This window comes from Aeromonas sp. ZOR0001 (genome assembly GCF_000801015.1).
Classification (GTDB): domain Bacteria; phylum Pseudomonadota; class Gammaproteobacteria; order Enterobacterales; family Aeromonadaceae; genus Aeromonas; species Aeromonas veronii.
The window spans coordinates 1-13722 of sequence record NZ_JRJY01000138.1 but is presented as its reverse complement, the minus strand read 5'-3'; the positions used below and the strand labels follow the sequence as shown (position 1 = coordinate 13722).

The window sequence follows — 13722 nt, the reverse complement described above, 5'->3', positions numbered from 1 at the left end:
CAGCCGCTCCAGCCCCCCTTGTTCCTTGTTGAGGCGGGCGAACTGCAGGGTGAGGGCGGTGGAGGAGGCCAATCCCGCCAGTATGCTGGTGAGCACCAGCCCGGCGCGGGTGCCGAGCAGCCGCACCGCGAAGTGGCCACAAAACGAGATGCCGGCGATCACCACCACCATCAGCCAGATCTTGAAGGGGTTGAAGGCGTCGAGGGGCCCCATCTCCTCGTTGGGGAGCACCGGCAGCAGCACCAGCGAGATAAGCAGAAAACGCAGGGTGGCGTGAAACTCGGTTTCGCTCAGAAACAGCATCCCCTGCTGGATCTTGCCCTTGAGCCCCATCAGCAGGGCCGCCAGCACGGCGCAGGCCACCGCCTCGCTCGGGCTCAGCAACACCGACATCAGCCCCAGCAAATAGGTGAGCAGCATAGCTACCGAACTGGTGAGGCCGAACTCCCCTTGCCAGCGCTGGGCCAGCCAGACCGAGAGGCCGCAGCCGATCACCACCGCCAGCAGGCCGAGCAGCGGCAGCCAGGGGCCCAGAGTCGGTAGCAGCAAACCGCACACCCCGCCGAGCAGGCCGATGAGGCCGTAGGTACGCATCCCGGCGATGCGCTGGTTGTCCCCCAGCTGGCGCACCTGCCAGCCCCGCTCCAGCCCGATGATAAGGCCGATGGCCAGCGAGACCAGGGCTCCGTTGACGGGTTCGGCATTGATCCACATGGCGGCTTCCTTTCGCGTCGTTGCTGCCTGATCCCATGATGGCACAGGGTTCAAGGTGGCAGATGGGCATGGCTCACAGAGTCTGCGTCCGGCTCTTGGTGCGAGTGGCTGATATGAGCAATAGAGATGGATCGCGAGCACTGCACAAGAGTCGTGAAGGCTGTTGGAGCGGAGTGATGGGCAGCGAGCCCGCCATCGACGTCCAGATTTGAACGGGGATAGAAGACAAGAAGGGGAGCCAATGGCTCCCCGTTTTATTGATGGCGTCATGACCCGCTGCGGATTACTTCAGCTCAATCCAGGCTTCTTGCCAGTGGGATCCGACACCCGGCTCGTACTGGGTGGCTGTGGTGGTCCACTGCTGGCAGTAGCCGCTGTAGGGGAAGGGCTTGCACTGATAGACCTTGCCATTTTTCGGCTGCTGCACCTTGGTGCCGGCGGCATAGGATTTGAGCGAGTTCGGGAAGACGAAGTCGTATTCGCCGCTGCTCTGCTCCTTGAACATCAGATCCATGGTCTGCTGAATGGTCTCGCCGCCCGCTTTCGGGGTGGCCTTGATCACCAGCTGGTGGTGACCTGCCTTGAGCCCTTCCAGCGCCATGGTAAAGGTGTGGCTGCTGTCCTTGATGTCGGCACTGCTTTCACCCTTGGCGACGCCGCCGTGGTCATAGAGGGTGTTGGTGACGGCCAGATCTCCCTGTGCGGTGACGGTGAAATCGAGGGTGGCCTTGCCGTTGTCCAGCACATAGTCGCTGGCCAGACCGCTGACGCTGATGCTGTCCACTACCGGCGGCTGCAGCTGTTGCAGATCAATCTCGACTCGATCCAGTTTGCTGTCTCGATGCAGATAGACGGGGTTCATACCGTAGACCGGATTGAACTGGCCATCGGCTCCTTGCTGACCGGCGCGGATCAGGCTCTGTTCGGCGTTGATCTTGCTGGCGAGGGCATGAGCCCAGCTGTTCTTCTGGCCCTGCTCGGCGGTGGTGATGGTCAGCACGGTCTGCAGATCGGGGCGCTCGCCGTTGGCATCGAATACCCGGGTCATCGCCTTGTCACCCACTGCGAGGTCGATGGAGGGGTAGATGGTGCCTGCCTGGCTCCACTCCAGCGGCGGCTGGCTGCCATCATTGAACTTGGCATCGATGATGTTGTAGAAGCTGTTGCTGGTGTCGCCCACTTCCCACACGCCGAGGATCACCTGATAACCGGTGCGCTCCGGCAGGACACAGTTATGGGTCACCTGCTTGGGCGGCTGCACCATGTTGCCGTCGATGACGCAGAAGGGGGTCAGGTCGAACGAGGCGCGGGTGAGCGGCTGGTTGGGGTTCCACTCCTGCTTGGTTAGGTAGTAGCGCCAGTTGCGGGTGACATGGTTGGCAGTGAAGGTCCAGCTGATGGCGAAGGGGCCGGGCTGTACTTCACGCTTGGTCCAGCGGTCGCTGGTCTGGATGTTCAGCTCGCTCCAGCGCGGGCTACCCGCCGAGGCGATTTGTCCATCCTGCGGGCCGGTTTGCGGGAAGCCTGAGGGGCCCTCCACGCTCTGGGGCTCCCACTGCACGCCGCCACACTGGCTGTTGCCACCGGTTTTGCACAGGTAGTTGCGACTCTCAGGCTGGCTGATGTAGCCATGAGCCAGGGCGCTGCCGCTGGCCAGCAGGGCCAGCATCGCCGCGATGTGATTGAGTTGGATTTTTGCTGCCATACATTCCTCTGTTCGATAGATGTGGGCAGTCAGTTGGCCAGGGAGTTCCCCGATGCACACTTGCGTGTGGCAACCCCGCTATCCTGGACAAAACGTCTGTAGACCGGAGGCTTTGCGTCCCGACCTTTCGGTCAGTTTGCCAAATGACTAGATGGTTATTGATGGGCCAAATGTTCGGCCATCAGCATTGTGCACTGCATTGATTAATTATTTGAAGTTAAATGTTTAAATGCACCGTTCAACGGCACATTGCTCATTCTAACTGACTGTTTTTAAATTGTTCTCTAATTTGTGAATGGCGTCGAATGCTGTTGAATATGCCGATAAGATGCATGCTGATTGCGTGTTGGCGGCGTAAAAAAACCTGCCAGCTTGGCTGGCAGGTCGGGTGACAAGGCGACACAGGTTGACGCCATCAATGACGGGCGCGCTGCTCGCCGGAGGGGAGAGATACGGGAGCCATCATTGGCGCAGTGGAGGACTCCTTGCCCAGTTTGAACACCGCAAGTCGCTCATCCAGGCTGCGGGAGAGACCGGCCAGCAGCTCGCTCTCCTGCGCCAGTTGCGAGGCGGACTGGGACATCTCCAGCGCCGAGTCGTTGATGCCGCTGACGTTGCGGTTCATATCCTCGGCCACCATGCTCTGCTGCTCGGCGGCGGTAGCGATCTGGGTCGCCATGTCGCTTACATGCTGGATGTGGTTGACGATCAGGGTGAGATCCTGCCCCGCCTGCTGGGATTGGTTGACGCTGCTCTCCGCCAGTTTGCGGCTGGTGTCCATGGCATTGGCGGCGGTGACGGCTCGTTGCTGCAGCTGGGCAATGGTGCTCTGGATCTCTTCGGTGGATTGGCGAGTGCGGCTGGCCAGCTGGCGCACCTCGTCGGCCACCACGGCAAAGCCCCGTCCCTGCTCGCCGGCACGGGCTGCTTCGATGGCGGCGTTGAGGGCCAGCAGGTTGGTCTGCTCCGAAATGGCGCTGATGACGGCGGTCACTTCGCTGATCTGCATCACCCCCTCTTTGAGCTGGTTGACCTGCTGGGTGGCCTGCTCCACCTCGGTGGCCAGCGCCTTGATGCCGTGCACGCTGGCGTGAACGTCGCGGTTGCCGAGCCCGGCTTCACCGGTCGCTTCCTGGGTATCCCGCGCGGTATTTTCGGCGTGTCCGGCCACATCGGAGATGGTGGCGCTCATCTCGTTCATGGCGGTAGCGAGCTGGGCCAGCTGATCCCGCTGGCTGGTGACCGCCTGATTGGTCTGCTCGGCAGAGGCGGCGATGCGCAGGGCGGCATCGGCCACGTTGCGGGCCCCCTGGCTGGCCTCCAGCAGGGCGTGACGAATGGCATCGAGACTCTGGTTGGTGCAGCGGGCGACCACTCCCAGCTCATCCTTGCCCTGTACCGGGATGCTCACCACCAGATCCCCCTTGGCGACCCGTTGCATGGCGTGGTTGATCTGGCTGAGGGGGGAGACGATGGAGTGGGTGATGCGCCAGCCCAGCAGCCCCATCAGCAGGATCACGATGGCGGTGGCGGTCCCCATCTTCATGTACTGGGCCCAGATGGTCTGCTGAATATCCTGCAGCAGCATGCCGGAACCGAGGATCCAGCCCCAGGGCTGATAGCCGGAGACCATGGAGAGCTTGTCGGCGGTTTCACCCGACGGGCCGACCCAGACATATTGCAGAGTGCCCTGTTTGCCCCCTTTGGCGATATCCACCATCTGATACCAGAACTGCCCGGCGGTGGCGGCACCTCCTTCACCCATCTTCTGGCCGACCAGTTCGGGACGGATGGGGTGAACCACCATGGTGCGGTTCTCGTCGATGACGAACAGGTAGTTGTTGCCATCAAAGCGGGTGTTGGTCAGCAGCTTGCGCGCTTCCTGCTGGGCCTGCTCTGCTGGCAGGGTGCTGGCCAGAAACTGGATCTGGCTCATGGCCTGCTCCAGTACCGCATTGAGCCGCGCCTCTCGCTCGCTCATCAGATTGCGCTGGAGCGCGTTGGCCGAGATAAGCAGCAGCGAGACAAAACCGACAAACGCCAGTGCGAGCAGCAAAATCAATTTGCGGCTCACGGTAATATCACCGAGCTTGAACATGACTAAACCCTCATTTCCCTGTTGATTTTATGTGGCTCTGTACCGCGGCAGCCAGTTCGTAAGAGTTAACAACTCATTTACTTTCAGTCTCTTGCCGAGCTTTCTCAAATGAGCGTTTTAACATCAGTATAGTCAGCAGACAGCAACCCCCACTTTTTGGTAGCGTGTTGATGCGCATCCCAGCGCAATTTTTGCCAAAGAGTGTGAATGGTTTGGCATTTCTTCAAAAAAAGGAGTGGGCCCCGCTGCGGGTGACCCCATAACAAGAGGGAATTTATGAGTTCCATTGCCAGGAATTACTTCAACCAGCTCAACGCCGACTACCTGCTGGTGCACAGGCGCAAGGAGGATCTCTTCTGGTCCACCTATATGGGCACCAGCGACGATCAGGCCGGTTTCACCGTGGCCGAGCAGGCCTACAAGGCCTTTTGTGCCAATCCGGCCCGTCTGCCCGAATTGCGGGAGATGTTGGCGCAGGCCGACGAGGATGATCTCAAGCGCGGTCTGCAAGGCTGGATCGCCTTCTTCGAGTGCAATGTGATTGAAGATCCCGCCGCGGCCGCCCTGATGGATGAGCTGGTGGCTGCCGAGGCGGAGCTGTTCGCCCGCCGCAAGGGGCTGAAACTGACCCTGCTGGATGAGCAGGGCCAGCAGGTCGCAGGCAGCCTGCCCGCCGCCAGCACCTCCCTTGCCGCCAGCCCTAACGAGGCGGTGCGCCAGAGCGCGCTCGCCATGTTCCACACCCTGGAGCAGTGGGTGGTCGGCAACGGTTTTCTCGAGGTGGTGGCGATCCGCAACCGCTTTGCCCGAGCCATGGGCTATCGCGACTACTTCGACTACAAGGTGCGCAAGAACGAGCAGATGAGCCCGGAGCAGCTGTTCGCCATCCTCGACGACTTTATCGCCCGCACCGACGCTCGGTTGCAACAGAGTCTGGAAGAGCTGAAGGTTGCCAAGGGGGAGGTGGCCCTGCTGCCCCACAACCTGCGTTACAGCGTGAGCGGCGACGTCACCCGCCAGCTCGATCCTTACGTGCCCTTCTCACGGGCGTTGCGGGATTGGGTTGAGAGTTTCCGTCGGCTCGGCATCCAGTATCGCGGGGCGACCCTGACGCTGGATTTGCTGACCCGGGAGGGGAAATACGAGAACGGCTTCTGCCACGGCCCGGTACCGAGCTTCTTCCAACAGGGGGAGTGGGTGCCAGCTGTGGTCAATTTCACCAGCCTGGCCGATCCGGCGCAGGTGGGCAGCGGCTGGAGTGGCCTCAACACCCTGTTCCACGAGGGAGGCCACGCCGCGCACTTTGCCAATGTCACCGGCAATGCCCCCTGCTTCTCACAGGAGTTCCCGCCCACCTCCATGGCCTATGCCGAGACCCAGTCGATGTTCTGCGACAGCCTGCTGGACGATGCCGACTGGCTCAAACGCTACGCCAGAAACGCAGCAGGAGAGTCGATCCCCGATGCGCTTATCAAGGAGATGATCGCCGCCCGTCAGCCGTTTCGCGCGTTTAACGAGCGCCAGATCGCGCTGGTGGCCTACTTCGAACGAGATCTCTACGCCATGGATGAGGCCGAACGCACTCCCGAGGCAGTGTTGGCGCTGGCCCGTCAGTGGGAGCGCAAGATCCTCGGGGGGGAGAGTCCGCGCCCGCTGCTGGCTATTCCGCACCTCCTTAATCAGGAGTCGGCCTGCGCCTATCACGGCTACCTGCTGGCGCTGATGGCGGTGGAGCAGACCCGCGCCTTTTTCCTGAAACGGGATGGCTACCTCACCGACAACCCCCGCATCGGGCCGGATCTGGCCGCCCACTACTGGGGGCCGGGCAATGGCATGAGTCACGATGAGACTTTGCACAGCCTGACTGGCGAGGGATTCAGCGCGGTGCCGCTGGCCGAGGCATGCAACCTGAGCGCAGCCGAAGCGTGGCAACAGGCGCAAGCCTGCATGGCCGCAGCCCAGCAGCGCCCCGCGGCTGGCGAGGGAAGCCCGCTCGATGCCCATATCCGGGTGGTACACGGCGCCGAGCTTATCGCCGACAACAGCGAGTCGGAAACCCGCATGCTGACCGATTTCGAAGCGTGGATCCTGAGCCGCAGCGCACGAGCCTCAGTTGCGTAAGCTGGAATGCTCCCGGTTCTTGAGCCGGGGGCACTCTTGGCGTGGCTCTGATGTATGCTCGCGGTGATGGCTGGTACAGCTGTAGATATGTTGACGACACAGACTGTCGCATGATGGTTTTGGTATGCAGATTTCAGATTAAATATGTATTCATATGAATAGGGTTGTGAAGAGTAGGCCATAAGCTCATGGAACCTTATCGCCTCACATATTTGTTTATTTTGTTAATAGTGTTTTTTGTACTCACCTTTGTGCATAAAGATTGATCTATTCATCTGTTTGAGAACCATTCCCATTTTTCTGGGTTGACTAAATTGTCCACAGCTGCAGAATCGCCCTCCTTGCCACCCCCGATGTGAGTCGGGTTCGGAAAGTTTCAGATCTCTTCCCCTCGAGATGGCTGGGCCGCACATGAAAATGGCGTCAGCTCTCAACTCTTTGCTGCGCGTTCGCCAGCTTCATGTTATCAGTCGATAACGTTGACACTGCTGCAGTGCTGTCCGTGTAGGGCAATTCGTATTTCGTTACATTGCCTGAGCCTGCCGGCGCATGACAACAGGTTGGTTCGTTTTATTGGCTTAGTATCTATTTGTCAGTGAATGGAAAGAGGTTATTCCCCCATGATGAGCACGAGTGAACACCCAGGTCAGATTGCGCTGCTGGGAGGCTCGGTGGATCGTGCAGCCTTGCCACTTCTCGACCTGTCCCGCTGGGATCCATTGCAGCAGCCGGTATTACTGCTCAACCTGCCGGCAGATGAGCAGGACAGTGTGTTGCAGGCTGTGCGGTGTGACCCGATACGTTATTTGCAGCCGGTATTTTGTGTTGTTAAGAGCTCTCTCTCCCCCATGTTGTCCGACGGTCTTCTGACTCAGCTGGATGAACGGGCCTCTGACATGCTTGAACGGTTGGCGTTATTGACCCCTCGCGATCATCCGGATGAAATGGAGAAGCTGGCCTGGTACAGCTGGCCGAGGGCTCATTTCCGTTTGTTACCTCGCTGGCAGGCAGGTTGTCGCCAGGGCTACAGCTACCCGCTGCTGGATTGTCTGCTGGGGGCCGATGCAACTGCATCCTTGCCGCAACTGGTCTCCGAGCGGCTGTTGCAAATTGAACAACTGGTCGATCGACTACGCCTGTGCAGCAGTTGCAGCTCTGCTCATCTCAATTTTGTCGACGTATGTCCAGAATGTTCCCATATCGCCATCCAGGCCAAGCCTGCGGTGCACTGTTTCACCTGCGGTCATGTGGACGATCAGGATGTCTTCATGCAACAGGGTTTGCTGCGTTGTCCCAAGTGTGTGACAACCCTGCGTCATATAGGGGTCGACTACGACAGACCATTGGAAAAGTACCGCTGTCTCTCTTGCCATGCCCGTTTCATGGAGGCGGCAGTACAGGCGCGATGTCATGAGTGTGGGCGGGCTCACAAACCCGATGATCTGTTGGTGTCTCCCATCTATGAGTACCGCATCGGCAAATTGGCTCGCCATATTGCTCGCGAGGGTACTCAGCAGTTGCATCTGCCCCTGACTTGGGGGGCTCCGATGGCGATGGATCACTTCCCCTGGCTGCTGCAATGGAGCAACCGGCTGCTGCAGCGCCACGGCGGCAACCATACCCTTTTGGCTATCCAGATCGAGCAGCTCGCCGAGCTGCGCGCCGAATTGGGCCTGTTGAAGACTCAGCAGAGATTGGGGGCCTTGCTGGCTCGTCTGCAGGCACTGTTTCGGGATACCGATGTGGTTTGCCAGTATGCCGATGATCGACTGCTGTTGTTGCTGCCGCACACCAATGTGGAGGATTGGCAGATCTTGCAGGGGCGGATCTTGGCGCTCAACAATGTCGAGGGGCTGGATGCCTTGACGCTGAATGTGCAGGTAGAGCCGCTCCCTACCACGCTGGGTGAAGATACCGCCCTCTGGTTGAGCCGCTGGCTGGACGGGAGCCTTCAGGATGCCTGAGTGGATGAGTACGGTTCGGTACATCCTGACCGAGATCCTGGGCAGCCTGCAGTTTTCGCCCAGGATGATCCTGCTGCTGCTGCCCATGTTGCTGCTGATGGAGGTGCCCCTGATGGCGCTGACCCTGACTGGGAGCCTCAAGTGGTTTGCCCGTCAGCTGCCAAAAAAGTCTGATTTACCCCTGTCACATCGTTGTCCCAAGGTCTCCTGCATCATCACCTGTTACGGTGAGGGGGAGGCGATCCGCTCGACCATTCTGACCCTCAAGGAACAGCTCTATCGCGGCCATCTGGAGATCATTGCGGTGATCGATGGTGCCAAGGCCAATGCCCATACCTATCAGGCGGCCCTAAACTGTATCGCCGAGTTTGAGGGATGTGAGAGACGTACCCTGGTGCTACTGCCCAAGTGGCAGCGTGGCGGGCGGGTATCGACCCTCAATGCTGGCTTGTCGGCGGCAACCGGCGAGATAGTCATGAATGCAGACGGGGACACTTCCTTCGACAACAACATGATCGATGAGATTGTCGCCTGCTTCGATGACCCGAACGTGCCCGCCGTTGGTGGGGCGTTGCGGGTGCGCAACCTGCGCGATGGTTTGCTGACCCGTATGCAGGGGATCGAGTACATGATCTCCATGCAGGGGGGCAAGACGGGTCTGAGCGAATGGAACCTGATCAACAATATTTCGGGGGCATTCGGGGCTTTTCGCCGCGATTTCCTGCGCCAGATTGGAGGGTGGGATACCCACACAGCAGAAGATCTGGATTTAACGGTGCGGATCAAGCACTACCTCAAACGCCATCCCAATCTGAAGATCGGCTTTGCCCCCAGAGCCATTGGTCACACGGACGCCCCTGCAGATTTGGTGACCCTGGCAAACCAGCGTCTGCGCTGGGATGGGGATTTGCTGTTTCTCTACCTGCGCAAACACAAGTTATCGCTGACTCCGCGCATCTTGGGATGGAAGACCTTTTTGTTCACTCTGATCTACGGGGTGGCACAAAACGTGGTGTTGCCGCTGTTGGTCATGGGGTACAGCTGGTGGCTGGTGTTAAGTTATCCTGGTCCGTTCGTTACGGCCTTGATGCTGTGCCTCTACCAGGTCTATCTGCTTCTTACTCTGGTCAACTTTATGGTGTTTCTGCTTGCCATTTCCGAGCGGCCTAAAGCGGATATGCGTATGTTGCCATGGTTGTTGTTGTATCCGCTCTATACCCTGCTGATGCGTCTATGGTGTGCCGTGGCACTGCTCAACGAAATTTTCCGTCGCGGTCATGAGGAGAGCAGTATGGCTCCCTGGTGGGTATTAAAACGAGGAAACAAATTCTGATGAAAGTCACATTCAATCCCCCCAAGAAACAGGACGCTACCTCTGATCAAGGGATTCGGGTGCTCTATGCCCCCGCCAAGCGCATCGCATTTCGAGCCCGCTGGTATCTGATCCTGCTGCTGGCATTCAGCCCCGTCATCATACTGCTCTGGTATCTGGGACGAGAGTGGTGGCTGACCCAGGCGCCTGCCATCATCACTACGGAACCTCAACTTGTGGTGGCCAATGGAGATGGCTTCATTCGCAACATTTATATGTCTCCCGGTCAAGCCGTCTCGCAAGGGGATGCCCTGATGCGATTCGAGTCGCCGACGCTACGGGCCAATATAGAGGGGCGTAAAGCACGTCTAAAAGCGATCGAGCTGGACAAGAGCGCTGCCGAACAGGCGATATTGAGTAACCTGGATGAGCAGATTCGTATCGCAGAGCGGGGGGCTAATGAGCAGGAGGGGATCTATCAGGAGTACGCGGGGTATAGGAAGGAGAAACTGGTTTCCAGTGCCGAGTATGCCAGTGCCTTGCTGAGCTGGACCCAGTCTCGTATCGATTTGCAGAAGGCAAGATCTGAAAAAATGCAGCAAGAGTTGCAGATCAAAGAAGATCACCTGACAGGGCCACTGGCCAGTGCGCGCCACCAGTTGGAGCAGGAGCTAACCGAGATGCAAGCTATCACTAGGCAGCAGCAGCCCCTTTCCCCAGCTACCGGCAAGGTCTCAGATGTGCTGGTGCAGGAGGGGGATTGGGTCTTCTCGGGGGCCCCCCTCGCGTTGATCGCTAAGCGGGAAGACCCGTTGGTCATTGCCTACGTATTGCCAAAATACCTCTCCTCGATGAAGCCGGGTCATAAGGCTATCGTCAAGTTGCCCAGTGGTGAGCGTTTGGCGGCCAGGGTTGCCAGACCTGTGGAGCTTGCAGACAAGCTGCCAGCCCAGCTTGCAGCACCGTTTGAAGGGGAGAAAGCAACCCTCAAGGTCGCACTCTCGCTGGATGAAAAATTACCCCCGAACCTGCAAGTGGAAGGGTTGCCGGTGACCGTATTGTTTGATTGATGTCTATGGCGTTGTGATCCTGAATCGCAACGCCTTCATTTGGATTTCGGCCATAAAAGGTGGCTGATGTATTGACGCCCGCAATTGCCCCCCCCTTTTTCATTCATCAATGACTTTATTTCCGCAATATTCACAGATGGCGTGGCGCTCAAAGCGATCCATGTTGGCCAGAAAGGGGCCGGCGGCCCAGCCGGTAATGAAGTCTTTGATAAATGCAGTGCGCTTTTGCTCTGGTTTCACCTCTTTTCCATAGGATTTGTCGACCAGCACCACGACATGGTTGGTCTCGCGCTGACAACTCGGGCAGTAGCGTTGTTCGGTGGATGAAAGCAAGGGGATCTCCTTGTCCGGAAGAGTGGGCAGCAGGCTTTCCGCCGCAAATATGTAACGTCCCCATTTGATTCCTCTTGCTGGCGGATCGTCAATCACAGCGGAGGCGAATTGTGCGCCATCTCCTATGAAGAGGGGCGAGCCAACAAGGGTGATCACGAGGGGTCAGTCGGCCCCTCTTTTGTTTCCGTTTGTCACACATTGCCACACAAGCTTCCCCCTCTGGCAAAGTCTTGTGACCGGACGGGTGTGCAATGGCGCCATGAGCAGGGAGATGAGGCCCTGCCGCGATGGAACCAGGGAGCATGTTATGACGAACAAATGGGTGTGGTGGCTGTTGCCGCTGCTGGCGGTCGGGGTCTGGTGGCTCGGTTATGCGGGGGATGCCAACGGGGTGTGGCCCTGGCGCCATGAGATGTTGCTGCTGACCGGCCTGCTGGGGATGACCTATATGGCCATTTCGCTGTTGCTGGCGTTGCGCCTGCCGCAGCTGGAGGTGTGGTGTGGCGGTCTGGACCGGATGTTGCGATTGCACCGCCAGACGGCCATAGGCGGTACATTGGCGCTCACTGCGCATTGGCTGGTGGTGGAGGCGCCCAAGTGGGCGGTCTCGGCAGGTTTACTGAGTCGTCCCGCCCGGCGTGGGGCTGAAGTCGGGGCGGGAGCAGGTAATGGCATCTCGCTCCATGCCCTTGGCAATACCCTGGGCGAGTGGAGTTTCTATCTACTGATCGCGCTGGTGGTACTGAGCTTATTGGCGCTGGTGAGTTATGGCCGTTTTCGGCTGATCCACCGGCTGGCGCCAATCATCTATTTGGCGGGGTGGGGACACGGGCTCTGTCTGTTGCCTCAGATTGGGGCCATGACTCCGGTGGGGGTATCGATCTGGTTGATCGGTGGGCTGGGAGCTATCGGGGCCCTCTACTCTCTGTTGGGACTAGTGGGAGTACGGGATCGCCATCCGGGCCGGGTCATTGCGGTGCGGGCGTTGGCGGATCACACCTGCGAGCTGACCATGCAGCTGGAGCGGCCGCTCGCCCATTACCGCCCGGGTCAGTTTGCCTTCTTTGAATTTGATGCCAAGGAGGGGCCGCACCCCTTTACCCTAGTGCGGGTGTCGGCGGATCGGCGCCAGCTGGTGATCGCGGTGCGGGCGCTCGGGGATCATACTCGTCAGCTGGTGGCACAGGCGCGCGTCGGGGATGAGGTGGTGGTGACCGGGCCCTATGGCGCCTTTGTCGCCCCGCAAGGGGGAGGCAGAGCCCTCTGGCTGGGGGCCGGGATAGGTATCACGCCGTTCGTAGCCTGGCTGGAGGGGCTGACTGCCCGTGGGGAGCGGGGCGAGGGGATCACCCTGATCCAGTGTGCGCCGGATCTGGCGGGGGCCGTTTACCATCGGCGGTTGGCGGAGCTCTGTCATCGCACCGGCGTGCGCTATCAGCTGCATCTGGACAAGGCGGCCGGGCGGCTGGATCTGGCTCGCATCGCGCAGGATGCGCCCGAGCAAGTGTGGTTTTGCGGGCCGGAGGGGATGGCAGATGCCCTGACCCGGCTGTTGCCGGACGGGCATCTGCATCGCGAGCTGTTTCGCTTTCGTTGAGCTCGATGGGCGCCGTTATTTGGCGTTGGCTGGCAACTGCTTGAGGGCGGCTTGTACTGCCGCCTCCAGTTGCGGGTCGCGCCCGGCCACCATGTCAGCCGGAGTGAGGGGCACCTGCTGGTCCGGGATCAGCTCCTGATTCTCGTAGAAGGTACCGTCCGGTTTGCGCAGCCCCAGGGTCGGAATGCCGTAGGAGAGTCCCGGGATCAGCCGGGAGTCGTGGCTGTAGACCATGGTGCCGGTGCCGGGTACCGGATCGCCGACGATGGGGCCGACCTTCAGGGTACGGTAGTACTCGGGGAAGGCGGAGCCTTCCGAGTAGCTGCCAGCGTTCACCAGCACCACCGAAGGCTTGGTCCACTGGCGAGTGGCGGCGTCGGTTTCACCCTTGCCCTGACGGGGCCAACTGCTGGCCATCCCCTTGGTGCTGCCGCTGCCGGTCAGAAACTCCACCAGGGTATTGGCGAGATAGCCGCCGCTGTTGAAGCGGACATCGACGATCAGCGCATCGCGATTGCGCTGTCTGCCGAGGGCATCCGCCACCACCGCATCGTAGGCCTCGCTATTCATTGCCGGCAGATAGACATAGCCGACCCGTCCTCCGCTCAGGCTGGCCACCAGCCCCCGCCGTTTCTCAATCCAGCGATCCTGTTGCAGCTGGTACTCCTGCTGCTTGTCGATGGCGGTGAGCATCACCTCGTCAGTTTGCTTGTTGCCCTCCTGCTGGAAGGTGAGGGCAAGCCGGGCGCCAGCCTGATGGTTGAGGGCTCGATCCAGCTCGGCCAGATTGGCAATCGGGCTGCCGTTG

General features: G+C 59.7%; 10 protein-coding genes and 1 riboswitch. Of the genes, 5 read left to right on the top strand and 5 right to left on the bottom strand.

What is annotated here, in order from left to right; genetic code table 11:
• From L972_RS21075 to L972_RS16985, 3 genes are all read right to left on the bottom strand, one after another.
• A partial coding sequence (locus tag L972_RS21075; protein ID WP_047439806.1) for an MgtC/SapB family protein occupies nt 1–714 on the bottom strand: 714 nt, incomplete at its 3' end.
• A 283-nt stretch (nt 715–997) separates the two neighbouring features.
• Nucleotides 998–2419, bottom strand: coding sequence for an N-acetylglucosamine-binding protein GbpA (gbpA, locus tag L972_RS16990; RefSeq protein ID WP_047439785.1), 1422 nt, complete (start codon nt 2417–2419; stop codon nt 998–1000).
• Between the two features lie 65 nt (nt 2420–2484).
• Nucleotides 2485–2570: riboswitch (cyclic di-GMP riboswitch) on the bottom strand.
• A gap of 264 nt (nt 2571–2834) precedes the next feature.
• Nucleotides 2835–4517, bottom strand: coding sequence for a methyl-accepting chemotaxis protein (locus tag L972_RS16985; RefSeq protein ID WP_047439783.1), 1683 nt, complete (start codon nt 4515–4517; stop codon nt 2835–2837).
• Nucleotides 4518–4793: 276 nt separating this feature from the next.
• Between L972_RS16985 and L972_RS16980 the strand changes: the two genes are divergently transcribed.
• The 4 genes from L972_RS16980 (at nt 4794) to L972_RS16965 (ending at nt 10984) form a co-directional block, all read left to right on the top strand.
• The gene (locus L972_RS16980; protein WP_047439781.1) at nt 4794–6638 is read left to right on the top strand and encodes a M3 family metallopeptidase; all 1845 of its coding nucleotides are present in this window, start codon (nt 4794–4796) and stop codon (nt 6636–6638) included.
• Between the two features lie 620 nt (nt 6639–7258).
• Nucleotides 7259–8602: a diguanylate cyclase domain-containing protein gene (locus L972_RS16975; protein WP_047439779.1), complete on the top strand. Its 1344-nt coding sequence runs from the start codon at nt 7259–7261 to the stop codon at nt 8600–8602.
• Nucleotides 8595–9935, top strand: coding sequence for a glycosyltransferase family 2 protein (locus L972_RS16970; RefSeq protein WP_047439777.1), 1341 nt, complete (start codon nt 8595–8597; stop codon nt 9933–9935). The genes L972_RS16975 and L972_RS16970 overlap by 8 nt, the downstream gene beginning before the upstream one ends.
• Complete coding sequence (locus L972_RS16965; protein ID WP_047439774.1) at nt 9935–10984, top strand: HlyD family secretion protein; 1050 nt, start codon at nt 9935–9937, stop codon at nt 10982–10984. Before L972_RS16970 ends, L972_RS16965 begins: the two co-directional genes overlap by 1 nt.
• A gap of 99 nt (nt 10985–11083) precedes the next feature.
• On the opposite strand, the gene L972_RS21995 is transcribed toward L972_RS16965, so the two are convergent.
• On the bottom strand, nt 11084–11473 hold the full coding sequence (locus L972_RS21995; protein WP_231560943.1) for a hypothetical protein: 390 nt from the start codon (nt 11471–11473) through the stop codon (nt 11084–11086).
• 151 nt (nt 11474–11624) lie between these two features.
• Here L972_RS21995 and L972_RS16955 point away from each other — a divergent pair, with 151 nt between their 5' ends.
• On the top strand, nt 11625–12914 hold the full coding sequence (locus L972_RS16955) for a ferredoxin reductase family protein (RefSeq protein ID WP_047439771.1): 1290 nt from the start codon (nt 11625–11627) through the stop codon (nt 12912–12914).
• A 15-nt stretch (nt 12915–12929) separates the two neighbouring features.
• Here L972_RS16955 and L972_RS16950 read toward each other — a convergent pair.
• Nucleotides 12930–13722: S41 family peptidase (locus L972_RS16950; protein ID WP_047439769.1), on the bottom strand; the 793-nt coding region annotated here is incomplete at its 5' end.